Source organism: Streptomyces sp. CB02923 (assembly GCF_001905005.1).
Taxonomy (GTDB): Bacteria; Actinomycetota; Actinomycetes; order Streptomycetales; family Streptomycetaceae; genus Streptomyces.
Genome location: NZ_LWKZ01000001.1, coordinates 999,816 through 1,025,292 on the forward strand (window position 1 = coordinate 999,816; position 25,477 = coordinate 1,025,292).

26 protein-coding genes are annotated in these 25,477 nt (G+C 71.6%); 8 read left to right on the forward strand and 18 right to left on the reverse strand.

The annotated features are described in order from the left end of the window. Nucleotides 1-86: 86 nt before the first annotated feature. Nucleotides 87-887, reverse strand: coding sequence for a SigE family RNA polymerase sigma factor (locus tag A6A06_RS04220; RefSeq protein WP_073758912.1), 801 nt, complete (start codon nucleotides 885-887; stop codon nucleotides 87-89). A 181-nt stretch (nucleotides 888-1,068) separates the two neighbouring features. On the opposite strand from A6A06_RS04220, the gene afsQ1 reads away from it, so the two are divergent. From afsQ1 to A6A06_RS04235, 3 genes are read left to right on the forward strand one after another with little or no spacing between them, the layout of a single operon-like run. Then, nucleotides 1,069-1,746 carry a two-component system response regulator AfsQ1 gene (gene afsQ1, locus A6A06_RS04225; protein WP_004571966.1) on the forward strand — a complete coding sequence of 226 codons (678 nt, stop codon included), beginning with the start codon at nucleotides 1,069-1,071 and terminating at the stop codon, nucleotides 1,744-1,746. Then, nucleotides 1,644-3,476 carry an ATP-binding protein gene (locus A6A06_RS04230; RefSeq protein ID WP_443333707.1) on the forward strand — a complete coding sequence of 611 codons (1,833 nt, stop codon included), beginning with the start codon at nucleotides 1,644-1,646 and terminating at the stop codon, nucleotides 3,474-3,476. The genes afsQ1 and A6A06_RS04230 overlap by 103 nt, the downstream gene beginning before the upstream one ends. Beyond that, the gene (locus tag A6A06_RS04235) at nucleotides 3,473-4,132 is read left to right on the forward strand and encodes a hypothetical protein (RefSeq protein ID WP_242440551.1); all 660 of its coding nucleotides are present in this window, start codon (nucleotides 3,473-3,475) and stop codon (nucleotides 4,130-4,132) included. The genes A6A06_RS04230 and A6A06_RS04235 overlap by 4 nt, the downstream gene beginning before the upstream one ends. Nucleotides 4,133-4,197: 65 nt before the next feature. On the opposite strand, the gene A6A06_RS04240 is transcribed toward A6A06_RS04235, so the two are convergent. Next, the gene (locus A6A06_RS04240; protein WP_073758914.1) at nucleotides 4,198-4,542 is read right to left on the reverse strand and encodes a DUF4333 domain-containing protein; all 345 of its coding nucleotides are present in this window, start codon (nucleotides 4,540-4,542) and stop codon (nucleotides 4,198-4,200) included. Between the two features lie 365 nt (nucleotides 4,543-4,907). Between A6A06_RS04240 and A6A06_RS04245 the strand changes: the two genes are divergently transcribed. Further along, nucleotides 4,908-5,393: a VanZ family protein gene (locus tag A6A06_RS04245; RefSeq protein ID WP_073758916.1), complete on the forward strand. Its 486-nt coding sequence runs from the start codon at nucleotides 4,908-4,910 to the stop codon at nucleotides 5,391-5,393. Nucleotides 5,394-5,442: 49 nt separating this feature from the next. Next, nucleotides 5,443-5,649, forward strand: coding sequence for a PspC domain-containing protein (locus tag A6A06_RS04250; protein WP_073758918.1), 207 nt, complete (start codon nucleotides 5,443-5,445; stop codon nucleotides 5,647-5,649). Between the two features lie 150 nt (nucleotides 5,650-5,799). Here A6A06_RS04250 and A6A06_RS04255 read toward each other — a convergent pair whose 3' ends face one another. Further along, nucleotides 5,800-6,069, reverse strand: coding sequence for a hypothetical protein (locus A6A06_RS04255; RefSeq protein WP_073758920.1), 270 nt, complete (start codon nucleotides 6,067-6,069; stop codon nucleotides 5,800-5,802). A gap of 138 nt (nucleotides 6,070-6,207) precedes the next feature. After that, nucleotides 6,208-7,368, reverse strand: coding sequence for an adenosine deaminase (locus A6A06_RS04260; RefSeq protein ID WP_073758922.1), 1,161 nt, complete (start codon nucleotides 7,366-7,368; stop codon nucleotides 6,208-6,210). A 103-nt stretch (nucleotides 7,369-7,471) separates the two neighbouring features. On the opposite strand from A6A06_RS04260, the gene A6A06_RS04265 reads away from it, so the two are divergent. Then, nucleotides 7,472-8,239 carry an alpha/beta hydrolase gene (locus A6A06_RS04265; RefSeq protein WP_073758924.1) on the forward strand — a complete coding sequence of 256 codons (768 nt, stop codon included), beginning with the start codon at nucleotides 7,472-7,474 and terminating at the stop codon, nucleotides 8,237-8,239. A 65-nt stretch (nucleotides 8,240-8,304) separates the two neighbouring features. Continuing rightward, a complete protein-coding gene (locus A6A06_RS04270; RefSeq protein WP_073758927.1) occupies nucleotides 8,305-8,715 on the forward strand; it encodes a VOC family protein in 411 nt (136 codons plus the stop codon). A gap of 29 nt (nucleotides 8,716-8,744) precedes the next feature. Here A6A06_RS04270 and A6A06_RS04275 read toward each other — a convergent pair whose 3' ends face one another. After that, nucleotides 8,745-9,695: a LysR family transcriptional regulator gene (locus A6A06_RS04275; RefSeq protein ID WP_199930717.1), complete on the reverse strand. Its 951-nt coding sequence runs from the start codon at nucleotides 9,693-9,695 to the stop codon at nucleotides 8,745-8,747. 119 nt (nucleotides 9,696-9,814) lie between these two features. Here A6A06_RS04275 and A6A06_RS04280 point away from each other — a divergent pair, with 119 nt between their 5' ends. After that, nucleotides 9,815-11,149, forward strand: coding sequence for an MFS transporter (locus tag A6A06_RS04280; RefSeq protein WP_073758931.1), 1,335 nt, complete (start codon nucleotides 9,815-9,817; stop codon nucleotides 11,147-11,149). A gap of 78 nt (nucleotides 11,150-11,227) precedes the next feature. On the opposite strand, the gene A6A06_RS04285 is transcribed toward A6A06_RS04280, so the two are convergent. From A6A06_RS04285 to A6A06_RS04345, 13 genes are all read right to left on the reverse strand, one after another. Further along, nucleotides 11,228-11,815: a Uma2 family endonuclease gene (locus A6A06_RS04285; protein ID WP_073758933.1), complete on the reverse strand. Its 588-nt coding sequence runs from the start codon at nucleotides 11,813-11,815 to the stop codon at nucleotides 11,228-11,230. A 93-nt stretch (nucleotides 11,816-11,908) separates the two neighbouring features. Beyond that, complete coding sequence (locus A6A06_RS04290) at nucleotides 11,909-12,250, reverse strand: DUF3140 domain-containing protein (RefSeq protein ID WP_073758935.1); 342 nt, start codon at nucleotides 12,248-12,250, stop codon at nucleotides 11,909-11,911. Between the two features lie 4 nt (nucleotides 12,251-12,254). Beyond that, nucleotides 12,255-12,479, reverse strand: a complete 225-nt coding sequence (locus A6A06_RS04295) for a DUF2945 domain-containing protein (protein ID WP_073758937.1) — start codon at nucleotides 12,477-12,479, stop codon at nucleotides 12,255-12,257. Between the two features lie 112 nt (nucleotides 12,480-12,591). Then, nucleotides 12,592-13,869 (reverse strand): thymidine phosphorylase, encoded by a 1,278-nt coding sequence (locus A6A06_RS04300; protein WP_073758939.1) that lies wholly within the window; start codon nucleotides 13,867-13,869, stop codon nucleotides 12,592-12,594. 167 nt (nucleotides 13,870-14,036) lie between these two features. Next, nucleotides 14,037-14,444 carry a cytidine deaminase gene (locus A6A06_RS04305; protein WP_073758941.1) on the reverse strand — a complete coding sequence of 136 codons (408 nt, stop codon included), beginning with the start codon at nucleotides 14,442-14,444 and terminating at the stop codon, nucleotides 14,037-14,039. Nucleotides 14,445-14,458: 14 nt separating this feature from the next. Beyond that, nucleotides 14,459-15,742 carry an ABC transporter permease gene (locus A6A06_RS04310; RefSeq protein ID WP_073758943.1) on the reverse strand — a complete coding sequence of 428 codons (1,284 nt, stop codon included), beginning with the start codon at nucleotides 15,740-15,742 and terminating at the stop codon, nucleotides 14,459-14,461. After that, nucleotides 15,739-16,869, reverse strand: coding sequence for an ABC transporter permease (locus tag A6A06_RS04315; RefSeq protein WP_073758945.1), 1,131 nt, complete (start codon nucleotides 16,867-16,869; stop codon nucleotides 15,739-15,741). Before A6A06_RS04315 ends, A6A06_RS04310 begins: the two co-directional genes overlap by 4 nt. Next, nucleotides 16,866-18,467, reverse strand: a complete 1,602-nt coding sequence (locus A6A06_RS04320) for an ABC transporter ATP-binding protein (protein WP_079193825.1) — start codon at nucleotides 18,465-18,467, stop codon at nucleotides 16,866-16,868. The genes A6A06_RS04315 and A6A06_RS04320 overlap by 4 nt, the downstream gene beginning before the upstream one ends. 222 nt (nucleotides 18,468-18,689) lie before the next feature. Continuing rightward, nucleotides 18,690-19,721 (reverse strand): BMP family lipoprotein, encoded by a 1,032-nt coding sequence (locus A6A06_RS04325; RefSeq protein WP_073758947.1) that lies wholly within the window; start codon nucleotides 19,719-19,721, stop codon nucleotides 18,690-18,692. Nucleotides 19,722-20,564: 843 nt separating this feature from the next. Continuing rightward, a complete protein-coding gene (locus A6A06_RS04330) occupies nucleotides 20,565-21,788 on the reverse strand; it encodes an amidohydrolase (RefSeq protein ID WP_073758949.1) in 1,224 nt (407 codons plus the stop codon). A 173-nt stretch (nucleotides 21,789-21,961) separates the two neighbouring features. Then, nucleotides 21,962-23,125, reverse strand: a complete 1,164-nt coding sequence (locus A6A06_RS04335; RefSeq protein WP_443333716.1) for a hypothetical protein — start codon at nucleotides 23,123-23,125, stop codon at nucleotides 21,962-21,964. Nucleotides 23,126-23,266: 141 nt separating this feature from the next. Continuing rightward, a complete protein-coding gene (locus tag A6A06_RS04340) occupies nucleotides 23,267-24,199 on the reverse strand; it encodes an N-acetylneuraminate synthase family protein (RefSeq protein WP_073758953.1) in 933 nt (310 codons plus the stop codon). Between the two features lie 21 nt (nucleotides 24,200-24,220). Beyond that, the gene (locus tag A6A06_RS04345; protein ID WP_073758955.1) at nucleotides 24,221-25,462 is read right to left on the reverse strand and encodes an acylneuraminate cytidylyltransferase; all 1,242 of its coding nucleotides are present in this window, start codon (nucleotides 25,460-25,462) and stop codon (nucleotides 24,221-24,223) included. Nucleotides 25,463-25,477: the final 15 nt, after the last annotated feature.

Consider the following 25,477-nt stretch of genomic DNA (forward strand, 5'->3'; position numbering starts at 1 on the left):
CGGATTCGCGCCGTACCCCCCGGCCGGCCGAACCCGCTCCTCGTTTCCCCCGTGTCCCCCCTCGGTTCCCCCCGCTTTCCCCGCCCTCAGGCCACCAGCTCGCCGAAGGACTCCTGCTCGTCACGGCCGAAGCTGAGGACCTCGTCCTCGCGCAGCCGGCGCAGCGAGCGCCAGATGCTGGACTTCACCGTGCCGACACTGATGTCGAGGATGTCCGCGATCTCCGGGTCCGTGCGGCCCTCGTAGTACCGCAGCACCAGCATCGTGCGCTGCGTCTCGGGCAGCCGGGCCAGCGCCTGCCACAGCACCGCGCGCAGCTCCGTGCCGCGCATCGCGTCCGCGTCACCGACCGTCTCCGGCAGCTCCTCGGTCGGGTACTCGTTCAGCTTGCGGCGGCGCCACGCGCTGATGTGCAGGTTGGTCATCGTGCGGCGCAGGTAGCCGCCCAGCGCCGCCTTGTCGCTGATCCGGTCCCACGCCCGGTAGGTCGAGAACAGCGCGCTCTGCAGCAGGTCCTCGGCCTCGAAGCGGTCACCGGTCAGGTGGTAGGCGGTGGCGTACAGGGAAGCGCGGCGCTCCTGGACGTAGGCGGTGAACGCCGCGGCGGCGTCCCCCGTTTCTCCCGCCTGCGACGCGGTGCGCCGTTCCCCCGTGCCTTCCTTGTACGCCGGCCCCCCGGCGGAACCGCCGTTCCCCCCGTCGGTCCCCCCGTGTCCCCCGTCGTGCTGCGTCATCGCGTCGATCGCGACCATGTAAGGGATGCGATGACGTCCGGTGCCGCGAGCGCACCCCCGCCCGCCCACGGCACCGGACTTCTCGGCGGTCCGCCCGACATCGTGCAGACGCGTGATGACTGCGCTGGTAGTGGTGCTGTGCAGTGTGTTCATCGCGCGCCCCCGTTCGGTAGACCCTGCTTGGTTCGTGATGAGGAAAAGCCTGCCGGAGCAGTTTCATGACGCTGTCTGCCGTCTGTCACAGCCCTGTCACAGCGGGAGGGTCGGGGCGTGGACACCGCCCGGACACCGTGCAGGTCGAAGTCCTGGTCCCCCATGGGCCAGAATGGCCGGTGTGCCTTTCCTGTTGCTGATCGAGGACGACGACGCCATCCGCACGGCCCTCGAACTCTCCCTGTCGCGCCAAGGTCACCGTGTGGTGACCGCGGCGACGGGCGAGGACGGCCTGAAACTGCTGCGCGAGCAGCGCCCGGACCTGATCGTGCTGGACGTGATGCTGCCGGGCATCGACGGTTTCGAGGTGTGCCGGCGGATCAGGCGTACGGACCAGTTGCCCATCATCCTGCTGACCGCGCGCAACGACGACATCGACGTGGTGGTCGGGCTGGAGTCCGGCGCGGACGACTACGTGGTCAAGCCGGTGCAGGGGCGGGTGCTGGACGCCCGGATCAGGGCCGTGCTGCGGCGCGGGGAGCGCGAGTCCAACGACGCGGCGACATTCGGTTCCCTGGTCATCGACCGCTCGGCCATGACCGTCACCAAGAACGGCGAGGACCTGCAACTGACACCCACCGAGCTGCGCTTGCTGCTGGAGCTGAGCCGCCGCCCCGGGCAGGCGCTGTCCCGGCAGCAGCTGCTGCGGCTGGTGTGGGAGCACGACTACCTGGGTGACTCGCGCCTGGTGGACGCGTGTGTGCAGCGGCTGCGCGCGAAGGTGGAGGACGTGCCGTCCTCGCCGACCCTGATCCGTACGGTCCGCGGTGTCGGCTACCGGCTGGACACCCCGCAGTGACACAGGACGCGGCGGGCCGTACGGGCGCCGAAGCGGCCGGTGACGGCGAGGGCGCGCCGGAGCGGCCCTCCTCCTTCGCCCGGCGGTGCGTGCGGGCGCTCGGCCTGCTGCGCTGGACCAGTCTGCGGCTGCGGCTGGTCTTCGTCTTCGCGCTGGTCGCGCTGACCGCGGCGGTCTCCGCCTCCGGCATCGCGTACTGGCTCAACCGCAACACCGTGCTGGACCGCACCCAGAACTCCGCCCTCAACGACTTCCGCAAGTCGCTGGAGGACAGCACCCGTTCGCTGCCGCTGCGCCCGCGGTGCGCGGAGCTGGACGACGCTGCCCGGCAGATGGCGGGCGGGCCGCAGAACTACGCCGTCCTGCTGGTCACGCAGGGCAGCGAGGGCAAGCAGTGCGTCGCGTCCACCGACAAGGACCTCTTCACGCTCCCGATGGTGCCCCGGGCTCTTCAGACGGCGGTCAACGAGAAGCGGTCGCTGGACGAGGGCAACCGCGTCCCGTACCACATGTACTGGCAGCGCAAGGAGCTGCACGAGACCCCGTACCTCGTCGCCGGGGCCCGGATGAACGGCGGCGGCCCCACCGGCTACATGCTCAAGTCGCTCGCCACCGAGCGGCAGGACCTCAACTCGCTGGCCTGGTCGCTGGGGATCGCCACCGCGCTGGCGCTGGTCGGCTCGGCGCTGCTCGCGCAGGCCGCCGCGACCACCGTGCTGCGGCCCGTGCAGCGCCTGGGCCACGCGGCCCGGCAGCTGGGCGAGGGGCGGCTGGACACCCGGCTGCGGGTGACCGGCACCGACGAACTCGCCGACCTCTCGCGCACCTTCAACCGGACGGCCGAACGCCTGGAGCTGCGGGTCGAGGAGCTGAGCGGCCGCGAGGCGTCCTCGCGCCGCTTCGTCGCCGACATGTCGCACGAGCTGCGCACGCCGCTGACGGCGATCACGGCGGTCACCGAGGTGCTGGAGGAAGAGGAGGACTCCCTCGACCCGATGATCGCGCCCGCGGTGAAGCTCGTGGTCAGCGAGACCCGGCGGCTGAACGACCTGGTGGAGAACCTGATGGAGGTCACCCGCTTCGACGCCGGGACGGCGCGCCTGGTGCAGGACGAGGTGGACGTCGCGGACCAGGTGACCGCGTGCATCGACGCGCGGGCCTGGCTGGACGCGGTCGAGCTGGACGCCGAGCGCGGCATCGTGGCCCGCCTGGACCCGCGCCGCCTCGACGTCATCCTCGCCAACCTCATCGGCAACGCCCTCAAGCACGGCGGCTCGCCGGTCCGGGTGTCGGTCCGCACCGAGGCCACGCCGGACGGCGAGGACCTGCTCATCCGGGTACGCGACCACGGGCCCGGCATCCCGCAGGAGGTCCTGCCGCACGTCTTCGACCGCTTCTACAAGGCGAGCGCGTCCCGGCCGCGGTCGGAGGGCAGCGGCCTGGGCCTGTCGATCGCCCTGGAGAACGCGCACATCCACGGCGGTGAGATCACGGCCGCGAACTCGGCGGAGGGCGGCGCGGTCTTCACCCTGCGGCTGCCGGTGGGCACCTCGGGCACGGCGGAGGACGGGCCGGACGAGGAGCCCGGCGAGGACCGGGGCCGCGGCCACGGCGAGGCGCGGGGGGACGCGGGCACGGCCCCGGGCGCGGCGACGGACACCGGCACCGGCCGGGACAACGGCACCGGCAGGGATGCGGGCTCCGGCACGGAAGGCGGTGACGGCCGATGACGCGGCGCACCCGTACCCGGCCCACGCCCCGTACCCGTCCCCGTACGCTCACGCCCCGGCGCCGGGCCGCCGCGCTGGCGGCCGTGGCCCTGGGCGCCCTCGTGCCGGCCCTCGCGAGCTGCGGTATCCGCGGGACGTCCGTGCCGGTGGACGCCGGGGGCGCGCCCTCCCGGGTCAGCTGCAAGGTTCCTGCGGGCTCGGTGGCCCCGGCCCTGCCCGACGGCTCGCGGGTCACGGTCTACCTGGAGTGCAGCTCGGCGCTGGCGCCGGTGGAGCGGACCGCGACGTACCCGAAGCAGCAGCCCGCGGGCCGTCTCCAGACGGCCCGCGCCCTGCTGGACCAGCTCCAGCAGCAGCCGGGGCCCGTCGAGGAGCAGGCCGGTTTCAGTACGGCGGTCCCCGAGGACCTGGAGCTGTCCGGTCCGCGCGCGGGCGATCCCGCGGGCACGCTGCGGCTGAGTGCGCGGCCGGAGGACCTGCCGTCCTTCGCGCTGGCCCAGATCGTGTGCACGTTCGGCGAGAGCACGGCACTGGACCGTACGCACGCCGCGGTGCTCGGCGGGCCCGGCGACAGCCGCCCGCAGCGGTACCCCTGCTCGGCCGAGGTGCGCGCCCATCCGGACAGTGTGCTGAGCACCGGCTCGGACGTCCCGTAACGCCGGGCTGCCCGCCGCTCCGTAGGCACCGGCCCGGCGGTACGGGCTCCCGGCGGTACGGGCCGTTACTCGCTGTTTTCCAGCACGGCGAAGTCGACGGTCACCTCGTCGCCGTCCACTCCGGACACGGAGATCGTCATCGGCCTGCTCTTGCCCTTGTAGACGGCGGTGCACTGCACGCTCTCCCCGTTCTTCGCCTGCAGCCCGCCGGCGCAGCTCACCGAGTCCGGCTTCTCGTCGCGGTAGGGGTGGTCCTTGGCCTGCTTCTCCACCACCGCGCGCGAGACCGTGTGGTCCGCTCCGCTCGCGGTGAGGACCGCCCCGCCGTTGTCCGTGTTCATGACCACGGCGATCCCCGCCCCGGCCGCCAGTACGACGACCACGGCCAGGGCGATGATGATGCGCTTCATTCGGTGTTCCCCGATTCCCGTTCCGGCCGGTCCTTCCCGGCTGCTCTCCCTCTCCCGTTCGCCCTCACCCGCTCCTGCCGCCTCGTCCGGTGGGCGGCTGTGAGCCGGCCGGTGGCCTCGTCGGTGAAACGAGGGAGGCCCAAGGGCAATGAGGTGCATGAGGGATCAACGAGGTTGACGCAGGAACCGGTGGGACGGGTTCCGTTCCGGCGGCGGCAGTTGTGCGGCGGACGCCCGGCCGGGTTCCGGACGCGGGCTCTTACGGAACCACAGCCGCCGGTCGGCGCGTCCTGGCCTGTGTGCAGGGTCTTGGCCGCGGCGACAGCGCCGTCCTCCGTATACGCGCCGCGGGAGCCGTTCTCCTCGTGGCGCATCTGCTGATCGTCGGCTGGCTGACGCTGCGCCCCCGTACGGTTCCCTGGGTGCCCGCCGCGAACTTCCGGCCGCTGACGACGATCCGCGCGGAGCTGGCGCACGGTCCGTGGGAGGCCGTGCAGGGTCTCGGGGGCGGGGTGCTGCTGCTGGCGCCGCTGGGCATCCTGCTGCCGATGGCAGCCGGGCGCCTGAACGTTTCTCCGCTGGGTTCCCTGACGCGTACGGTCTTCACCGCCGCGATGATCTCGCTGGCCATCGAGCTGCTGCAGGCCGGGGTGCCCGGCCGGGTGCCCGATGTGGACATGGTGCTGCTGAACACGACCGGGGTCGTACTGGCGCACCTCCTGGTCGTACCAGGGTTGCGGTCCCGGCTCCGCCGCAGGGAGGACACTCCTGTGCGGCCGCCCCCCACCAGGGCCAGGGTTCACATCGCACCGCAGGCCGACGCCCTGTCGGGCTCCCGGACCTACCTTTGAGACATCGGGGCATTCAGCCCCGTACCCGGTCGAGAAGGAGTCGAGATCCATGGCCGCCGCACTGGTCCGCCCCCGCAACAACAGGATGATCGCCGGAGTGTGCGCGGGACTGGCGCGGCGCTTCGGCACCTCGCCCGCCACGATGCGCGTGATCTTCGTGCTCTCGTGTCTGCTGCCCGGCCCGCAGTTCCTGCTCTACCTGGGCCTGTGGCTGTTCATACCGTCGGAGGACAAGGCCCGCAGCACCAGCTGGTAGCCGCCGGAAGGCACCACGCCCCCGCGCCCGCACCCGGGCGTCCGCACACACGACATGGCCGTGCCCCGGTCCGTACTTCGTGTACGGACCGGGGCACGGCCATGTCCCGCTCCGGGACGGGTTCCGGCCGACGGGTCCGGCCGACGGGCCTCAGCCGATGGGCAGGGCCTTGGTGAGGCCGCCGGCGGGCAGGCCGCCGAGCAGGTTGCCCTTGTTGTTGGCCTTCAGACTGGGGCTGGCGCCGTGGTCGCCGGTGGCGCCCTCGGCGGTCGCCGTGTCGGGCAGGCTCTGCAGCGTCCCCGCGACGTCGACCGGCACGGTGTCGGCCGTCGCGGTGGCGGAGGCGGTACCGGCCGCCGAGGCGGCGAAGGCCACACCGAGCGCGGCGACACCGAGGGTCCTGATGGTTCCCTGCTTCATGGAAATACATCCTTGTGATGGGAGTTCGACCGGACCGGAATCTAGTGACGCCGCCGACACGCCGCAAACACCCGGCGGGAACGGAAAACGGCCGGCGCTTGACACACCGGCCGTTCCCTTTTCCCGCATCCGTTCCGATTACGCGGAGTGATACTCGCTGATCACCGCGGGCTCGGCGTCCACCTGCCGGAACAGCCACTCGGACCGCAGTTCGGCGTAGCCGGGCTTGAGGACATCGTTGATCATCGCCAGGCGTTCATCGAAAGGAATGAACGCGCTCTTCATCGCATTGACGGTGAACCACTGCATGTCGTCGAGCGTGTATCGGAATGTCGTGACCAGGTGCTCGAATTCCCGGGACATGCTCGTACCGCTCATCAGGCGGTTGTCGGTGTTGACCGTCAGCCGGAACTGGAGGCGGCGCAGCAGACCGATCGGGTGCTCCGCGTACGAGGTCGCGGCACCGGTCTGGAGGTTCGAGGTGGGGCACATCTCCAGCGGGATGCGCTTGTCCCGTACGTAGGAGGCGAGCCGGCCCAGCTTCACCGAGCCGTCGTCGGCCACCTCCATGTCGTCGGTGATGCGCACGCCGTGGCCGAGGCGGTCGGCGCCGCACCACTGGAGCGCCTGCCAGATCGACGGCAGGCCGAACGCCTCGCCCGCGTGGATCGTGAAGTGGTTGTTCTCCCGCTTGAGGTACTCGAACGCGTCGAGGTGGCGGGTGGGCGGGAAACCGGCCTCCGCGCCCGCGATGTCGAAGCCGACGACGCCCAGATCGCGGTAGCGGTTGGCCAGTTCGGCGATCTCCAGGGCGCGGGCCGCGTGCCGCATGGCGGTCAGCAGCGCGCCGACGCGGATGCGGTGGCCGGCCGCGCGGGCACGCCGTTCGCCTTCGCGGAAGCCCTCGTTGACCGCCTCGACGACCTCTTCGAGGCTCAGCCCCTTCTCCAGGTGCTGCTCGGGCGCGTACCGGATCTCGGCGTAGACGACGCCGTCGGCCGCCAGGTCCTCGGCGCACTCGGCCGCCACCCGCGTCAGGGCCTCGCGGGTCTGCATGACGGCACAGGTGTGCGCGAAGGTCTCCAGATAGCGTTCCAGCGAACCGGAGTCGGCGGCCTCGCGGAACCAGACGCCGAGCTTCTCGGGGTCGGTCTCGGGCAGGCCCTCGTAGCGGACCTCACGGGCCAGCTCGACGATGGTGGCGGGGCGCAGGCCACCGTCGAGGTGATCGTGCAGCAGCACCTTGGGCGCGCGGCGGATCTGGTCGACGGTCGGAAGGGTGGTGGTCTCGCTCGTCATCTCGGCACTCTAGCCCCTACGCGCGTAGATCTTCACGAACGATACGCAACGGTGACCCGTACGCGGGGTGGCCCGCGCGTCGCCTTCTGCCATCGTTTCCGTCATGGCTCAGCAAGCGTTGCCGGTGCGCGGTGCCCGGCTGGGGAAACCGCGGGGAGCGGCCGGAGCGGGACGGGCGGTGTGCGGCGTCGCGCTGTTACTGCCCGAGGGCGGCCCGTCGGGCACCAGACGGCCCTCCCCCCTGTCCGCCATGGCGGCCCGGCCGCTGGCCGCCCGGCTGGCCCGCGCGGGACGGACCGAGGGGCTGGTGACCCACGTCGTGCACTACCGCTGCCGCGGCTGGAACGGCGCGGCGGCCCTCCCCGCGGCGGACGCCGCCTGGGCGCTGGAGGAGGTGGTGCGGCGGTACGGCGACGTACCGGTCTGCCTGGTCGGTACGGGCATGGGCGCCCGCGCCGCGCTGCACGCAGCGGGCCACCCGGCGGTCAACTCCGTACTGGCACTGGCTCCTTGGATTCCCGACCTGGGCCCGGAAGGCGCCGACACCGTACCGGTGAAACAGCTCGCCGGCCGGCAGGTGCTGCTCGTCCACGGCACGAACGACGAGCGGACCGACCCGGACCTGTCCTACCGCTACGCGGAGCGCGCCAAGAAGATCAACCGCGACGTCTGCCGCTTCGAGGTCCACTCCGACGGCCACTCCCTGTACCAGCACCGCTCCGAAGTCCTGGCGCTGGCCGCCGACTTCATGCTCGGATCGCTCTTCGCGCACGGCTACGCCCGGCCGGTGGCGGACGCGCTGGCGGCACCGCCGCCGCTGGGCCTGCGGATGCCGCTGGCGTCCGGCTTCGGGGAGTCACTGAAGCACTGAGAGCCGCACAAGCACCGGGGGTACGCCGCTCCCGCGCGCTCACCGACCGACCAGAGGAGGCACGCATGCCGAACACGCTCGACCACATGATCGTCCACTGTCACGACCAGAAGGCCTCCGCGGCCTTCCTGAGCGAGCTGATGGACGGCCCCGCACCCGCCGACTGGGGCCCGTTCACCCAGGTGCAGACCGCCAACGGCGTCGGCATCGACTTCCTCGACAGCGCGGTGGAGCCGGACGCGATCAACGGCAGCCATCTTGCGTTCCTGGTCACCGACGACGAGTTCGACGCGGTGTTCGGCCGCATTCAGAAGCGGTCGCTGCGCTACTGGGCCGACCCGTACCGCCAGAAGGAGGGCGAGATCAACCACCACTGGGGCGGCCGCGGGCTCTACGTCCTCGACCCGGGCGGCACGATCGCCATCGAGTTCATGACCGTGACGTACGGCGACCCGGAGGACATGGGCGAGGCATGACCTACACGTGAGGGCGGCCGCCCCTCACCTCACCGCGGGATCAGCTGCCCCCGCCGCCCCAGCAGGAACTTCTTGAACGCCGCCACCGGAGGCGTGTCGGGATGGCCCTCCAGCCAGGCCAGCCCGATCTCACGGACCGCACGCGGGGCCGTGACCGTCAGCTCGGCGACACCCGGGCGCGGCACGGCCGGCGGCGGCAGCAGCGCCACCCCCAGCCCGGCGGCCACCAGCCCGCGCAGCGTCTCGGCCTCCTCCCCCTCGAACGCGATCTTCGGCGTGAACCCGGCCTCGGCGCACAGCGCGTCGGTGATGCGGCGCAGCCCGTACCCCGGCTCCAGGGTGACGAACAGCTCCCCCGCGGCCTCGGCCAGCCGGATCCGCCTGCGGGCCGCCAGCGGATGGTCGTCCGGCACCACCAGCCGCAGCTTCTGCTCGTCCAGACGGCGGGCGACCAGGTCCGGATAGTCCGGAACGGGCGAGGTCAGACACAGGTCCAGGTCACCGGCGCGCAGCCGCTCGATCATCGCCTCGCCGTAGTTCTGCACGAGTTGGAAGCGCACCCGCGGGTGGTCGGCGCGGAAGGTGCGGATCAGACCCGGTACGGTCTCCGAGCCCATGGTGTGCAGGAAGCCGAAGGCGACCTTGCCCGCGGTGGGGTCGGTGTCGGCCCGTACCGACTCGGTGGCCCGCTCGACGTCCAACAGGGCGCGCTCGGTGGAGGCGAGGAAGTTGCGGCCGGCGGGGGTCAGGGACAGCGTCCGGCCGTGCCGGGCGAAGAGCGCCACGCCGAGGTCGCTCTCCAGCCGGACGATGGCACGGCTCAGCGTGGACTGCGGCATCCCCAGCTCGTGCGCGGCACGCGTGACGTGCTCGTGGCGCGCCACGGCGGCGAACTGCGCGAGCCGCGGCGTCAGGGCCAGGGCCCAGGAATCCACCCCGAGATCGGCGGTCTCCACCGGTTCGCCCGCCTGCCCCCGGATGTCTTTTCTGTTTCCGGTGTACGACAGAGAAGGCCGTGAGCTGCTGTTATGTGCCACAGCATCGATTATGGCGTTTCTATGCATTGGACGCATGAAACCCGCGCGCTTACGTTCGGATCATGCCTCCCGCCGATACCGGGGCGTCGGCCGCCGCGCGCGCCGACGCCTCCGCGCAGTCGTCCCCCGCCACCTCCTCCGCGCCCGCCGCCGACGCGCGCCCGGCCACCGACCCGGAGGCCGCCAAACTGCACCCGGGCGGCCCCGGCTACCGCCGGATGAGCTTCGCCCTCTTCGCCGCGGGCGTCGCCACCTTCGCCCTCCTGTACTCGACGCAGGCGCTGCTCCCCGCGATCTCCACCGACCTCGCCGTCACGCCCGACCAGGCCAGCTGGACCGTGTCCGCCGCGACCTTCGGCCTGGCCCTGGCCGTCATCCCGCTGAGCGCGCTGTCGGAACGCTTCGGCCGCCGCACGATGATGACCGCCTCCCTGTCGGTGGCCGCGCTCATCGCGCTGCTGGTGCCGTTCGCCCCCGACCTGGGCTGGCTGATCGCGCTGCGCACCGTCCAGGGTGTCGCACTGGCCGGGCTGCCGGCCTCCGCGATGGCGTTCCTCGCCGAGGAGGTACGGGCCAAGGCGCTGGTCGCCGCGATCGGCCTGTTCGTGGCGGGCAACAGCATCGGCGGCATGTCGGGCCGGATCGTCACCGGCTGGGTGGCCCAGGCGTGGGGCTGGCGCGCCGCGCTCGGCGCCGTCGGCCTGATGGCCGTGGTGTGCGCCGTGGCCTTCCGCCTCCTGGTCCCCAGGGCCCGGCACTTCTCCCCCCGCAAGGTCGGCCCGCGCGCACTGGCCCGCACGCTCGGCGGCCACCTGTCCGACCCGCTGCTGCGCCGTCTGTACGGCATCGGCGCCCTGTTCATGATGGTCTTCGGCGCCGTCTACACCGTCATCGGCTACCGTCTGGTCGACGAGCCCTTCAACCTGCCCCAGGGCATCGTCGGCTCGATCTTCCTCATCTACCTCGTCGGTACGGTCTCCTCGGCCGCGGCGGGCCGCCTCGTCGGCCGCGTCGGCCGGCGCGGCGCGCTGTACCTCGCGGTCGGCACCACGGCGGCGGGCCTGCTGCTCACCCTCACCGCGTCGCTCGGCGCGGTGCTGCTCGGCCTGGTCCTGATCACCGCGGGCTTCTTCGCGGGCCACGCGGTGGCGTCCTCCTCGGTCAGCCGCGCCGCGAAGACCGCCCGCGCGCAGGCGTCCGCGCTGTACCAGTGCGCGTACTACATCGGCAGCAGCATCGGCGGAGCGCTCGGCGCGATGGCGTTCCACGCGGGCGGCTGGGAGGCCACCGTCGCGCTGGGCCTGGCGGCGATGGTCGGCGCCGCGTCGATCACGCTGTACGCGACGCGGAAGGCGGCGGCGGAGCGGCGCGTCCTGCACGTACAGAAGGCCGCGTAGGCGGCTTCGCCGCCCGGAACCCGAAAGGCCCGCTCTGCCACCTGTCCTGGCGGGGTGGGCCTTTCGTTCGCGAGCGATCTACTCTTTGCCCGGGAATCCGCTTGTCTCGATAACCATGTCGAACGGCTCCGGCAGATGAATGTCTTCACCGAACTTCACCGCTTGCAACACCTGGTACACGTCTCGCCTGGGCTCTCCGAACAAGGTGACCGTAGGTGCTTCCGGAGCCCAGACATCCACCAACAGGTACAGCGGCACACCGGCTCGCGCGTATCCGGCGGCCTTGCTGATCCGGTCTTGACAGGCGTTGGTCGGAGACGTGATCTCAACGACCAACTCGGCAGCAGCGCCGGGGATGGCGTTGCCCGGTTCATCCAGTGCAGCTTCAGGAGCTACTACCAGGTCGGGGATGTACAGGCCCCTGCGGGAGGGAACGGACACTCCGACCGTCTGGTACATCCCCCAGTCCTCGGGCAGAACGCCGGTCAAGGCGCGCTGCAGCTTCCACGCGATCTTGTTATGCCGGTTCGCGGGAGCAGGTGACACGGTGACGATCCCCTCGATGATCTCCACCTTGCTGCTCTCGGGTGCCTCCGTCTCCTGCCAGAGCCGGAGGAGTGTCTCCCAGCCGTTGTCCGGCTCGTGGTCGACGGTGAGTGCGCTCATGGCGGTCTCCTCTATCGGTACGTCACCGACTCCAGCATGCCGAACGTATAGCGGCCTGGTCCACCGACACCGTTCACCCGAACGAGAAGATCGCTACCCCTTCAACGGATCATGCCCCCAGTTCATCAACGAATACCGCCACGTCGTCTCCTTCTCGTCCCCCGACGGCCGCTGGGCGAGATGGCGGTGGACATAACCCGTGACCTTGCGCATGTGGGCGTAGTCGTCGTCCGAAAGATCGGCGCGTTTGGTGCGGAGCAGGGAGACGAGCCGGCGGCCCGACTCGTGGCCCACCGACTCGCCGCCGCCCTTGTGCTGCCCGGCTTCCCTGGACTCGTCCTTCTTCAGCCAGGACTCCAGCTCGGACGGGGACATGTTCACCGCGTCCTGGAAGTCGTGCCAGACGGTGTCCTGGTCGTCCTCCGCCTTCGCCATGCCCTCAGGACCGCTTCTTCTTCAGGGCGTCGGGCTTGTGCACGGCCGAGCCGCCCGACTTCTCGCTGCGGACCTTGTACTGCGGTTCGTCCGGCGACGCGTCCACCGTCCGCCCCGCCTCCTCCGTACGCCCCGTGATCTTCTTCTCCACCTCGCCGACGGCCTCACCGCCGTGGCTCTTCCAGGTGACCTTGTCGCCCTTGCGGAAGCCGTCCTTCTTCTTCGCCATCGCCGGTCTCCTCCCGGTCAGGTCCTTCCAGGACATCACCGGACGGGGCGCGGCGCGCGTCGGGCGCGCCCCCGGAGAGGAGCGCGCCCGACGGCAGCGGTGGGGTGCGGTGTCAGCCGATGCGGTCCAGCACGACCGGGTTCGGGGTGAAGTCCGTGCCCGGCGGGGCGACGAGGACGCCGCCGTCGAGGGCTTCGAGGGCGTACGGGAGCTTTTCGGGGGTGTCGGTGTGGAGGGTGAGCAGGGGCTGGCCCTCCTTGACCTCGTCGCCGGGCTTGGCGTGGAGTTCGATGCCCGCGCCGGCCTGGACCGGGTCCTCCTTGCGGGCGCGGCCGGCGCCCAGGCGCCAGGCGGAGACGCCCACCGCGTACGCGTCGAGGGTGGTGAGGACGCCGGAGGAGGAGGCGTTGACGGTGTGCTGTTCGCGGGCGACCGGGAGCGGGGCGTCCGGGTCGCCGCCCTGGGCCTGGATCATGCGGCGCCAGTGGTCCATGGCGGACCCGTCGGCGAGCGCCCTGGCGGGGTCGGCGTCCTTCAGGCCGGCCGCGTCGAGCATCTCGCGGGCCAGGGCGAGGGTGAGTTCGACGACGTCGGCCGGGCCGCCGCCCGCCAGGATCTCGACCGACTCGCGGACTTCGAGGGCGTTGCCGGCGGTCCGGCCCAGCGGGGTGGACATGTCGGTGAGCAGGGCGGAGGTGCGTACGCCGTGGTCGGTGCCCAGTTCGACCATGGTGGTGGCCAGTTCGCGGGCGTCCTCGATGTTCTTCATGAAGGCGCCGGAGCCGACCTTGACGTCCAGGACGAGCGAGCCGGTGCCCTCGGCGATCTTCTTGGACATGATCGAGGAGGCGATGAGCGGGATGGCCTCGACGGTGGCGGTGACGTCGCGCAGCGCGTAGAGCTTCTTGTCGGCGGGGGCCAGGCCGTCGCCCGCCGCGCAGATGACCGAGCCGGCCCGGTCCAGTACGTCCATCATCTCGGCGTTGGACAGCAGAGCGCGCCAGCCGGGGATGGCCTCCAGCTTGTCGAGGGTGCCGCCGGTGTGGCCGAGGCCGCGGCCGGAGAGCTGCGGTACGACCGCGCCGCAGGCGGCGACGAGGGGCGCGAGCGGCAGGGTGATCTTGTCGCCGACGCCGCCGGTGGAGTGCTTGTCGGCGGTCGGGCGGGCCAGGGCGGAGAAGTTCATCCGCTCGCCGGAGGCGATCATGGCGGCGGTCCAGCGGGCGATCTCCGTACGGTTCATGCCGTTGAGGAAGACGGCCATCGCCAGGGCCGACATCTGCTCGTCGGCGACCGCGCCGCGCGTATAGGCGTCGATGACCCAGTCGATCTGCTCGGGGGTCAGCTCCTGCTTGTCGCGCTTCGCGCGGATGACCGAGATGACGTCCATCTGGGCTTCCTTTCGTGGAACGGCCGGCTCAGCCCGTCCCTGTACCCGGGAACGACGCGGCGAGCGGGCCTGAACAGTTCTACACGCATAGAGCGCGGAGATCGAGAGGCTCCGGACGCGGAAAGGCCCCGCACCGCCCAGGAGCGGGGTGCGGGGCCTACGGGCCGCTAACGGCCCAGATGCTGGGGCCCGAACGCGTCGGGCAGCAGGTCGTCCAGGCGCCGGACGCCCGCCTCCCCGCCGTCGACCAGCAGGCCGGGGCCGCCGTGCTCGTACAGCAGCTGACGGCAGCGGCCGCACGGCACGAGCAGCTCGCCCTGCCCGTCCACGCAGGTGAACGCGGTCAGCCGGCCGCCGCCGGTCGCGGCCAGCGCGGAGACCAGGCCGCATTCGGCGCACAGGCCGAGTCCGTACGAGGCGTTCTCGACGTTGCAGCCGACGACCGTACGGCCGTCGTCCACCAGGGCCGCGGCACCGACCGGGTAGCCGGAGTACGGGGCGTACGCCCGGGACATCGCGTCCCGGGCCGCCGCGCGGAGCCGCTCCCAGTCGACCGGCGCCAGAACCTCGTTCATCCGGCCATCGTGCGTCATGTGCCCTGCCCCCGCCGGTACGGCTTGCCGTTGGCCTTCGGGGGCCGCAGCCGCTGGGCGAACAGCGCCAGCACCAGCAGCGTGGCGATGTACGGGCTGGCCTCGACCAGCTCCAGCGGCACCGTGTCGGCCAGGAAGTACCAGAGGACGAGGAGGACCGCCCCGACGCCCGCGACCGCCGCCTGGGCGCGCTTGGCGGCGCGCAGCCGGAAGAACGCGAGGACGGCGAGCAGCGCCGCCAGGCCGAGCAGCAGTGCGTGCACGGTCGGGCCGCCGCTGCGCAGCTGCATGGCGTCCATGAAGCCGAACAGTCCCGCGCCCATCGCGACCCCGCCGGGCCGCCAGTTGCCGAAGATCATCGTGGCCAGGCCGATGTAGCCGCGGCCGCCGGTCTGCCCGTCCTGGTAGAAGTGCGTGCTGATGGAGAGGAACGCGCCGCCGAGCCCGGCCAGCGCGCCGGAGACCAGCACGGCCGCGTACTTGTACGTGTACACGTTGACGCCCAGCGACTCGGCCGAGAGCGGCGCCTCGCCGCAGGAGCGCAGCCGCAGCCCGAAGGCCGTGCGCCACAGCAGGAAGAAGGTGCCGACGAAGAGCAGCACGGCCAGCACGGTGAGCCAGGAGACGTTGGTGACCAGGCCGCCGAGGACACCGGCGACGTCGGAGACCAGGAACCAGTGGTGGTTCTCCACGGACTGCAGCGCGTCCGCGAGCCCCGGGACGGTGAACGTCGGCATGTCGGCCATCGGCGGCGACTGCTTGTCGTTGCCGCCCGCCTGCATCGCCGCGCTGCCCTCCGCGCCGAACCACAGCGTGGCCAGGTACTGCGTCGCGCCCAGCGCCAGGATGTTGATCGCGACACCGGAGACGATGTGGTCGACGCCGAAGCTGACGGTGGCGATGGCGTGCACCAGTCCGCCGAGCGCGCCGCCGAGGATGCCGATGGCCGCGGCGGCCCACGGGCCGTGCTGCCAGCCGACCCAGCCGGCCGCGAACGAGCCGAGCATCATCATGCCTTCGAGGCCGATGTTGACCACGCCGGCCCGCTCGGCCCACAGGCCGCCGAGACCGGCCAGCCCGATCGAGGTGGCGGCGGCGAGCGCCGCGCTGAACTGGCCCGCCGAGGTCAGGTCGTCGGTACCGGTGACCGCGCGCAGCACGGACACCGCGACGATCGCCCCGGCGATGATGAGCAGGATGACCGGGTAGGTCAGCTTGCGGCGACCCCCGCCGGGCGCACCGGCGCCCGGCCGGGCCGCGGGCTTGAGTTCGGTACTCACGCGGTCGCCTCCGCCTTGTCGTTCTCACCTGGGTTCGTACGGGCCTGGGCGGCCAGTTCCTCGCCGACCTTGCGCTGCTGGGCGCGCAGCCCGTACCGGCGCACGATCTCGTACGCGATGACCACGCACAGCACGATCACGCCCTGGATCACGCCGACGATCTCCTGCGCGTACCCCTCGAACTCCAGGCGGGAGCCGGTGCGGTCGAGGAACGCCCACAGCAGCGCGCCGAAGGCCATGCCCACCGGGTGGTTGCGGCCCAGCAGGGCGATGGCGATACCGGTGAAGCCGATGCCGGCCGGGAAGTCGGTGCCGTAGTTGAAGGACTCGCCGAGCAGCGTCGGCATGCCCACCAGACCGGCCGCGGCGCCCGAGAGCACCATGGAGATGACGATCATCCGCTTGACGCTGACGCCGCTGGCCTCGGCGGCCGGCTCGGAGGCGCCCACCGCGCGCAGGTCGAAGCCGAAGCGGGTGCGGTTGATCACGAACCAGTAGACGAAACCGGCCAGCGCCGCGATCACCACGAAGCCGTACACCGGCTTGGGGTCGGTCGGGAAGCTGAAGAAGTGGCTGGACTCCGGCAGGAACTCGGTGTGCAGCAGGTTGCCGTCCTTGACGGCGAGGCGGCCGTCCTGGAGGAAGTAGCCGATCACGGAGGCGGCGATGGCGTTCAGCATGATCGTGGTGATCACCTCGCTGACGCCGCGCGAGGTCTTCAGTACGCCCGCGATGCCCGCCCACAGGGCACCCACCAGCATTGCGATGACGATGAGCAGGATGATCTGGAGGGCGCCGGGCAGGGCGACGGCGCCGCCGACCGCGGCGGCCGCGAAGGCCGCCAGCCGGTACTGCCCGTCCACGCCGATGTTGAACAGGTTCATCCGGAAGCCGATGGCGACCGCCAGTGCCGACAGGTAGTACGGCACCGCCTTGTTGATGATCCAGACCTGGCTGTCGCTGTAGTGGCCGTAGTCGGCCATGATCCCGTAGGCGCGCAGCGGGTTCTCGCCCGAGGCCAGGAAGACCAGCGAGCTGATGACGAACGCGGCGGCGATGGCCAGCAGCGGCGCGGCGAGCGCCAGCAGCACCTTGTCCTTGGTGAACGACCTGGTCAGCGTCTTCACTCCCGGTCACCACCCTCGCGCGTGTCAGCGTCTTCAGCGGTGAGGTGACCGCTGGCGGCACCGGTCATGGCCGAGCCCAACTCCTCCGGGGTGATGGTCGCGGGGTCGGCGTCCGCGACCAGCCGGCCCCGGTACATCACCCGCAGGGTGTCGGAGAGCCCGATCAGCTCGTCCAGGTCGGCAGAGATCAGCAGAACCGCCAGGCCCTCCCGGCGCGCGGCGCGGATCTGCTCCCAGATCTGCGCCTGCGCGCCGACGTCCACGCCCCGCGTGGGGTGGGCGGCGATCAGCAGCTTGGGCCGGTGGCTCATCTCCCGGCCGACGATCAGCTTCTGCTGATTGCCGCCGGACAGCGAGGCCGCCGTCACCTCGATACCGGGCGTCCGTACGTCGTACTCGGCGACGATCCGCTCGGTGTCCTTACGGGCCCCGGCCAGGTCCAGCAGCCGGCCCTTGCTGTTGGGCCGCTCCGTGACGTGACCGAGGATGCGGTTCTCCCACAGGGGCGCCTCCAGCAGCAGGCCGTGCCGGTGGCGGTCCTCGGGTACGTACCCGATGCCGCCCTCCCGCCGCGTGCGCGTACTGGCGCCGGACAGGTCCTGCCCGTCCAGCGTCACGGTGCCGTGGCTCAGGACCCGCGTACCCATGATCGCCTCGACCAGTTCGGCCTGGCCGTTGCCCTCCACACCGGCGACGCCGAGCACTTCGCCCTTGTGGATGGTGAAAGTGATCCCGTCCAGCACGGTCCGTACGACCCCGTCGGAGTCGGTGGCCGTCAGCCGCAGGCCCTCCACACCCAGCATCGGCGTGTCCGTCACCGTCGACTCCCGCGTCTCCGGCGACGGCAGCTCACTGCCCACCATCAGCTCGGCGAGCTGCTTGGGCGTGGTCTTCGCGGGCTCCACGGACGCGACCGTCGTCCCCCGCCGGATGACCGTGATGTCGTCCGCGACCGACAGGACCTCGCCCAGCTTGTGCGAGATGAAGATGACGGTCAGGCCCTCGGACTTCAGCTCCCGCAGGTTGTCGAAGAGCGCGTCGACCTCCTGCGGGACCAGGACCGCGGTCGGCTCGTCGAGGATGAGCGTACGGGCGCCGCGGTAGAGGACCTTCAGGATCTCCACCCGCTGGCGGTCCGCGACACCGAGGTCCTCTACGAGGACGTCGGGGCGGATGGCGAGCCCGTACGCGTCCGAGATCTCCATGATCTTCGTACGGGCCCGGTCGCCGATGCCGTGCAGCTTCTCCGCGCCGAGGACGACGTTCTCCAGGACGGTGAGGTTGTCGGCCAGCATGAAGTGCTGGTGCACCATGCCGATGCCGCGGGCGATGGCGTCCGCGGGCGTGCCGAGCGCCGCCTGCTCGCCGTCGAGCGTGATGGTGCCCTCGTCCGGCTTCTGCATACCGTAAAGGATCTTCATCAGCGTCGACTTGCCCGCGCCGTTCTCGCCGCACAGGGCGTGCACGGTGCCGCGGCGCACGGTCAGATCGATGTCGTGGTTGGCCACGACACCGGGGAAACGCTTGGTGATACCGCGCAGTTCTACGGCTGCGGGGCCCGGCTCGGCCGGGCGGCTGGTCGTGGGTGCTGCGTTGATGGCGCACTCCCCTCGGGGATTGTCCTGGGCGGACGTGTCCTGGGCGGACAGGTCCTGGGCGGACGGCGTGTTCTGGGCAGGTGGCGGGGGCGGATGCCGGCCGCTGTCAAGGGCATGGGGCGGTACGGCCCGGCCGTGGGTGGTTCGGCCGTGGTGCGAGCCGCGGCCGCGGTGGGGCACGGCGGTGCGGGTCCGCGCTGCGGGCCGGCACCTCCCACCCTGCTACGGCGTCTCCTTGACCTTCACCTTGCCCTCGACGATCTTCTGCCGGGCGGCGTCGATCTGCGGCTGGATATCCTTGATGAAGCCGCCCGACGTGGCGAGCGTGACGCCCTTCTTCTTCATGTCGTACGCGTGCACGCCCGTCAACGGCTTCTTGTCCTCGACGCTCTTGATCAGGTCGAAGACGGCCACGTCGACGTTCTTGACGACCGACGTCAGGATGCAGTCCTTGTACTTCGCCAGGCCGGGCTGGAGATACTGGTCGGAGTCCACGCCGATCGCCCAGGCGCCCTTGCGCTTGCTGATCGCCTCGATGGCGCCCGCGCCCGACTGGCCGGCCGCCGAATAGATCACGTCGATACCGCTGTCCAGCATGCCGCCCGCCTTGGCCTTGGCCGCGGCCGGGTCGTTGAACCCCTTGTCGTTGTTGGGGTACAGGTACTGCGACGTGACCTTGGTGTTCGGGTCGGTGTCGCGCACCCCCTGCTCGAACCCGGCCTGGAACTTCTGGATCAGCGCGTTGTTCACACCGCCGATGAAGCCGACCTTGTGGTTCTTGCTCTTGAGCGCGGCGGCGACGCCCGCCAGGTACGAGCCCTCGTGCTCCGCGAAGACCATCGCGTCCACGTTCTTGCCCTGCGGCACCGCGTCCACGACGCCGAACGTCGTCTCCGGGAAGTCCTTCGCGACGTTCTCGATCGAACGGCTGTAGGCGAAACCGACCCCTATGACCGGGTTGTACCCGGCCTCGGCGAACGACGTGAGCCGCTGCTCACGGTCCGCCTCCGTCTCGCCGTTCTTCGCGGTGAGCATCTTGACGTTGACGCCCAGCTTCTTCCTGGCATTCTCGGTGCCACGGGCGGCCGCCTCGTTGAAGGAGTGGTCGTCCCGCCCGCCGATGTCGAACGCGAGCCCGACACCGGCATGACTGGCCCGGTTCGCCTCGGCGAAGCTCTGACCGCAAGCGGTGGCGGTGACCGCGAGAAGCGCGGAGGCGCTGGCCGCGGCGGCAAACCTGGTGACCCGACGCAAGGGTCTTCCCTTCGCTCGAAGCGCCTACGCTGGCGCTGGCTTTACGGGAGATTAACGCGCGTAGACCTGGCGCAAAACCCTTCACTGCGTGGCCGTTATCTGATTGTTCCTCCCCGTGGTGGGGGTGGGCGTTTGCGCTGCGCGCGGGGTGCGCTGGCGGGCGGGTCGCATTGTGTGACTCGTGGGGCGGGGGCGCGCAGGGGGCCAACTCCTCGACACCGTGTACGGCAACGGTGACTACATCGTGAACCCAGATACCCGGCTGCTCTGCGGGGATGGCCCCCTACGCACCCCCTCACGTTGTTTGGCGACTGCGGCCAGCTGGGGGGAGTTTTTCGATCACCGCCGTGTCCGCCCACCACATGGTGAGGCTCACGGGATGGAGGGCGGGGACGGCCATGGCGTCACCCGGCGGCGGATGTGCACCCACGCCACCCTGATCGGCGCCCACCTAGCGGTGAAGCTCACGGTGGCGGGGCGGGGACGGCCATGGCGTCACCCGGCGGCGGGTGCGCACCCACGGCGTGCCTGACCCAGCCGCCACGCTGCGCGCGGCGGGCCCAGTCCACCGCGCTGCGCGCGGTGGACGCTGCCCCTGCGCTGCGCGCAGGGGTATTGCAGCCACGATGGCGGGAGAGCCGCAATCCGGCCGGGCTCGGGTCCACGCAGGGGTCTCCCCGCAGAGCAGCCGGGTATCTGGGTTCACTATGTAGTCACCGGTGACGTACACGGTGTCGTGGGGGTCCCCCCGGCCGAAGGCTGGGGGAGAGTGACCCCTGCGTGGGCCCGAGCCCCCCACCACCGGACCCCACGCGCACAACGCCCACCCCCACCGGGCAAGCGCTACCCCAACAGCGCCGCCGCCGTGAACAGCTCCACCCCCGCGCGCACACAGCTCTCGTCCACGTCGAAGTCTCCGCGGTGGAGGTCGTAGCGGACCGTGCTGCCCGGAGGGCGGACCCCCAGGCGTGCCATCGCCCCGGGCACCCGTTCCAGGTACCAGGAGAAGTCCTCGCCGCCGAGCGACTGCTCGGTGCCTTCCACCGAGTGCTGGCCGCGACGAGCGGCCATCGCGTCGCGGATGAGCTGGGTGGAGGCGGGTTCGTTCACCACCGGCGGTACCCCCCGCACGTAGTTGACCTGGCACTTCGCCCCGTAGAGCGCAGCGACCTCGTCGATCGCGGCGTGTACCAGGTCCGGCGCGTCGCGCCACGCGTCCAGGTCCAGGCAGCGCACCGTCCCGGCCAGTTCCGCGTGCTGGGGGATGACGTTGCAGGCGTGGCCCACGTCCAGGCGGCCCCAGGTCACGGCGAGGCCCGCCCGCGTGTCGACCCGCCGCGAGAGCAGCGCGGGCACGTCGACGACGATCCGGGCCGCGGCCGTGACCAGGTCGGTGGTCAGGTGGGGGCGGGCCGTGTGGCCGCCGGGACCGTCGAGGGTGACCTCCAGGCGGTCGCAGGCCGAGGTGATCGCGCCGGTGCGCAGTCCGATGCGCCCGGCGTCCACCCGCGGGTCGCAGTGCACGGCGAGGATGCGGCCGACCCCGTCCAGCGCCCCGGTGCCGATCACGTCGGTGGCGCCTCCGGGCAGGGCTTCCTCGGCGGGCTGGAAGAGCAGCCGTACGGGACGTGACAGCCGCCCTTCGCGGGCGAGCCGGGCGAGGACCAGGCCGGCGCCGAGGACGACGGTGGTGTGGACGTCGTGGCCGCACGCGTGGGCGCGGTTCGGGACGGTGGAACGGTACGGCACCGTCTTCACGTCGGGGATCGGCAGCGCGTCGATGTCGGCGCGCAGGGCGAGCAGGGGCTGCCCGCCGTCCCAGGGTGCGAGGCCGGGCGTGATGTCACAGATCAGGCCGGTGCCGATGGACAGGACGCGTGGTGTGAGGCCGGCCTGCTCCAGGCGCGTCTTGAGCGCGGCGGTGGTGCGGAACTCCTGGTTGCCGAGCTCGGGGTGCATGTGCAAGTCGCGGCGGAACGCGATCAGTTCGGCGCACAGCTCTTCCGGCAGCGCGCCGGGCAGTGGTTCGCCGGCGGGAGCGTCTTCGGTTTCGGCCTCGCGGGACATCAAGTGGTTCACCCGTTGAAGGGTACGGGGGCAGGTGGGGCAACTGTCCCTCGATCAACAAAAGTTCAGCCCGTTAGGGGAAGGAAATCTAGGCCGCCCGGCGCATGGAGCAGTCATCACGGGGGTATCACTACCCGTTCCGCTTGTTTCCGGAATCACGGCCGCCGGATGCCTCAGGGGTCACGCACCGGCGTCGCCGGGAGGCGTCGTACGCCCCTTGCCGACCCCGTCACGCCGGACAGAAAGCCCTCGGCGCGCGGTGACGCCTTGCTGGTCAGCCAGGTCGGGTCGATGTCGCAGACGGCGACACCGACGCCGGTGCCGGTGAGGGCGAGCGGCAGTGTGTGCACGACGGTGGACGGGAAGCTGATGATGAGGCGGCCGACGGGTCCCCGCCGGGCGATGAGTTCCAGGGGCAGGTCGGGGCGGACGACCTGGAGTCCGGTCTCGGTGGCGATCCGGTGGAGCTTGGCGGCGGTTTCGCGCCGGTGGGCGAAGTAGCGGGTGGCGCCGTGGACGCGGGCGAGCGCGGCGACGGCTCCCAGGTAGCGGTCGGGGTCGACGACGCCGGTCTCGACGAGGGAGGTGCCGACGATGTCCGTGCCGCGGGTCAGCCGCGGCGGCCCGAACCGCCGTCTGGTCCAGGCGAATTCGTTCGAGAGGACGCGGATGCCGGGTGGCGGTTCGACGGGCATGGAGGTGAAGAGGCCGACGGTGCGCCGCCCGCCTTCGGGGGCGGGGGCCAGCCGGCGGCGGGCGGCTGCCGAGAAGGGCGCGAAGAGCAGGTCGCGCGGCCCGCGGCCGCCGCCGTGGCGGTGCCACCGTACGAGGCGTTCGCCGTTGGCGAGTTGGGTGATGAACTCCATCGTGGCGGTGCCGTCGTCGACGACGACGAGGTCGCGGGCGCGGGTGAGGGTCAGCAGGAGCTGGACGTAGCGCGAGAAGGGGTCGCCGATGACGACCCGGCCGGCCCGCCGCAGGCGGGGGGTGAGGCCGCCGATGGTCCGCAGGGGTGCGGCCGCTCCGCCGCGCGCCTCCTCCCACCGTACGGAGAACCCTTCCTCGCGGGCGAGTTCGGCCATCCGGCGGAGCTGTCCGCGGGTCATCGGGTCGTGCGGGGCGAGGACGACGACGGTGAGGGACGTGGCCTGTGCGCCGTACGCCCATTCCAGGACGTTGAGCAGCTGTACCGGGCTCTCGACGAAGGCGAGGGTGCCGGCGGCCGCGCGCCGGGCTTCCCGTCTGGCCGCCCGCCCGGCGGCACGCGTGTCCTTGGCCGCGGCGGCGGTCCCGGTCCGGTTCGCGGCGGATCTGCGGCGCTGCCGGGGTACCCCCAGAAGGCGGCGGGCGGGAGTTCCCGCCGCCTCCTGGGGCGGGCCACAGGCCCCGTCTGGTGAGCTCACGGTGGGTACGTCCCGTTCGTCAGGCGTCAGGAGCTGTCGTGCGCGGGCGGGTGCGGCCCCGTGCGGGTGCGGGTGTCAGGCCGAGACCGGCTCGCGGTCGGCGGCCTCCGTCTCGGCGACGACGCCGGTCACCCGGCGCAGCTTCTTCATCGGGCCGAGCTCGCTCTCGTAGACCTTCTTGACGCCGTCGCCGAGGGAGTCCTCGATGGTGCGGATGTCGCGGACCAGGCGGGACAGGCCCTGCGGCTCGACGGAGGCGGCCTGGTCGGAGCCCCACATGGCGCGGTCGAGGGTGATGTGGCGCTCGACGAAGGCGGCGCCGAGGGCGACGGCGGCGAGGGTGGTCTGCAGGCCGGTCTCGTGGCCGCTGTAGCCGATCGGGACGTTGGGGTACTCGGCCTGGAGGGTGTGGATCATGCGCAGGTTCAGCTCTTCGGCCTTCGCGGGGTAGGTCGAAGTGGCGTGGCAGAGCACGATGTTGTCGCTGCCCAGGACCTCGACGGCGTGCCGGATCTGCTTGGGGGTGGACATGCCGGTGGAGAGGATGACCGTACGGCCGGTGGCGCGCATGGCGCGCAGCAGCTCGTCGTCGGTGAGGGAGGCGGAGGCGACCTTGTAGGCGGGGACGTCGAACTTCTCCAGGAAGGCGACGGACTCCACGTCCCAGGGGGAGGCGAACCAGGCGATGGAGCGCTTCTTGGCGTACTCGTCGATGGCGCGGTAGCCGTCCTCGTCGAACTCGACGCGGTGGCGGTAGTCGATGTAGGTCATCCGGCCCCAGGGGGTGTCGCGCTCGATGTCCCACTGGTCGCGCGGGGTGCAGATCTCGGGGGTGCGCTTCTGGAACTTCACGGCGTCGCAGCCGGCGTCCGCGGCGGCGTCGATCAGCGCGAAGGCGTTCTCCAGGTCGCCGTTGTGGTTGATGCCGATCTCACCGGTGACGTAGACGGGGCGGCCGGGGCCGACGAGGCGGTCGCCGAGGGTGCGGAGGCGGGAGTTGCTGGTCATCTGGGTGAGTTCCTTACCTGGTCAGAGGGTCGGGCCGAGGATCCACGAGGCGATCTCGCGGATCGCGCCGCTGCCTCCGGGGGTGGAGGTGACGGCGCGGGCGGCGCCGCGTACGACGTCGTGGGCGCCTGCGACCGCCACGGGCCAGCCGACGAGGCCGAAGCACGGGAGGTCGTTGACGTCGTTGCCGACGTAGAGCACGCGCTCGGGCGCGATGCCCTGTTCCTCGCACCACTGCTTGAGTGCGAGATCCTTGCGGTCGATGCCGTGGAGCACGGGCAGGCGCAGTTTCTTCGCCCGTGCGGCGACGACCGGGTTCACTTCCGTGGACAGGATGAGCAGCTTCAGCTCCGCCTTGCGCAGGGCGGCGATGCCGAGGCCGTCGCCGCGGTGCACGGCGACCATCTCCCGTCCGTCGGAGTCGACGAGCACCCGGTCGTCGGTCTGGGTGCCGTCGAAGTCGAGTACGACCGCGTCGATGTCGTCGCGGGTCGGCAGGGCGCCGGGGCGCGCGGTGTCCAGCAGGGGCGCGAGGGCGCGGGCGCGGGCGAGGTCGTGCGGGTCGTCGACCTCCAGCACGCGGGCCGGGTCGGTGCGGACGAGTTCCGTACGGCCGAAGAAGCGGTGTCCGGCGGCGCGGAAGCCGGTGGCGTCCATGGCGTAGGCGGCGCCGGTCTCCAGGAAGTCCTGGGGGCGGTCCTGGCGGCGGGGGCGGAAGGTCGTGTCGTGGTTGACGCCGGTGCCGCCGGGGGTGATGCCGGGGGGTGCGGGTACGGCCTCGACCGCCGCGTCGGCGCCCTCGCGCCATACGAAGCCGTGGAACGGCGCCACGGTCAGCGCGCTGTCCGCGCCGGTCTCGACGACCGCGGCGGCGACCGCGTCGATGTCCTCGCGGATCAGGAAGGGGCTGGTGCACTGGACGAGCAGGACGGCGTCGACGGGCTTGCCGTGCTCGGCCTCGTACGTGTCCATGGCGTGCAGGACCGCGGCTTCGCTGGTGGCGGTGTCGCCCGCGATGGCGCCGGGGCGGCGTACGACGACGGCGCCCGCGCCGCGTGCCGCGCCGGCGATGGCCGCGTCGTCGGTCGAGACCACGACGTCGGTGACCAGGCGGGCCGCGCGGCATTCGCGGACCGCGCGGACGATCAGCGGTACGCCGCCGACCGCGGCGAGGTTCTTGGCGGGGACGCCCTTGGAGCCGCCGCGTGCGGGGATGACGGCGACGACGGTGGGCGCGGCCGTGCGGCTGGGCGGGGTCGGCATTGCGGGCTCCTTCCG

Coding starts and splice junctions, on each gene's coding strand:
- A6A06_RS04285 (WP_073758933.1), bottom strand. CDS start 11,815: ATGAGCGCACTCACCGTCGACCACGAGCCGGACAACGGCTGGGAGACA.
- A6A06_RS04235 (WP_242440551.1), top strand. CDS start 3,473: ATGACGCGGCGCACCCGTACCCGGCCCACGCCCCGTACCCGTCCCCGT.
- A6A06_RS04345 (WP_073758955.1), bottom strand. CDS start 25,462: ATGCCGACCCCGCCCAGCCGCACGGCCGCGCCCACCGTCGTCGCCGTC.
- A6A06_RS04240 (WP_073758914.1), bottom strand. CDS start 4,542: ATGAAGCGCATCATCATCGCCCTGGCCGTGGTCGTCGTACTGGCGGCC.
- A6A06_RS04280 (WP_073758931.1), top strand. CDS start 9,815: ATGCCTCCCGCCGATACCGGGGCGTCGGCCGCCGCGCGCGCCGACGCC.
- A6A06_RS04255 (WP_073758920.1), bottom strand. CDS start 6,069: ATGAAGCAGGGAACCATCAGGACCCTCGGTGTCGCCGCGCTCGGTGTG.
- A6A06_RS04250 (WP_073758918.1), top strand. CDS start 5,443: ATGGCCGCCGCACTGGTCCGCCCCCGCAACAACAGGATGATCGCCGGA.
- A6A06_RS04260 (WP_073758922.1), bottom strand. CDS start 7,368: ATGACGAGCGAGACCACCACCCTTCCGACCGTCGACCAGATCCGCCGC.
- A6A06_RS04265 (WP_073758924.1), top strand. CDS start 7,472: ATGGCTCAGCAAGCGTTGCCGGTGCGCGGTGCCCGGCTGGGGAAACCG.
- A6A06_RS04270 (WP_073758927.1), top strand. CDS start 8,305: ATGCCGAACACGCTCGACCACATGATCGTCCACTGTCACGACCAGAAG.
- A6A06_RS04220 (WP_073758912.1), bottom strand. CDS start 887: ATGAACACACTGCACAGCACCACTACCAGCGCAGTCATCACGCGTCTG.
- A6A06_RS04290 (WP_073758935.1), bottom strand. CDS start 12,250: ATGGCGAAGGCGGAGGACGACCAGGACACCGTCTGGCACGACTTCCAG.
- A6A06_RS04300 (WP_073758939.1), bottom strand. CDS start 13,869: ATGGACGTCATCTCGGTCATCCGCGCGAAGCGCGACAAGCAGGAGCTG.
- A6A06_RS04305 (WP_073758941.1), bottom strand. CDS start 14,444: ATGAACGAGGTTCTGGCGCCGGTCGACTGGGAGCGGCTCCGCGCGGCG.
- A6A06_RS04330 (WP_073758949.1), bottom strand. CDS start 21,788: ATGTCCCGCGAGGCCGAAACCGAAGACGCTCCCGCCGGCGAACCACTG.
- A6A06_RS04340 (WP_073758953.1), bottom strand. CDS start 24,199: ATGACCAGCAACTCCCGCCTCCGCACCCTCGGCGACCGCCTCGTCGGC.
- A6A06_RS04295 (WP_073758937.1), bottom strand. CDS start 12,479: ATGGCGAAGAAGAAGGACGGCTTCCGCAAGGGCGACAAGGTCACCTGG.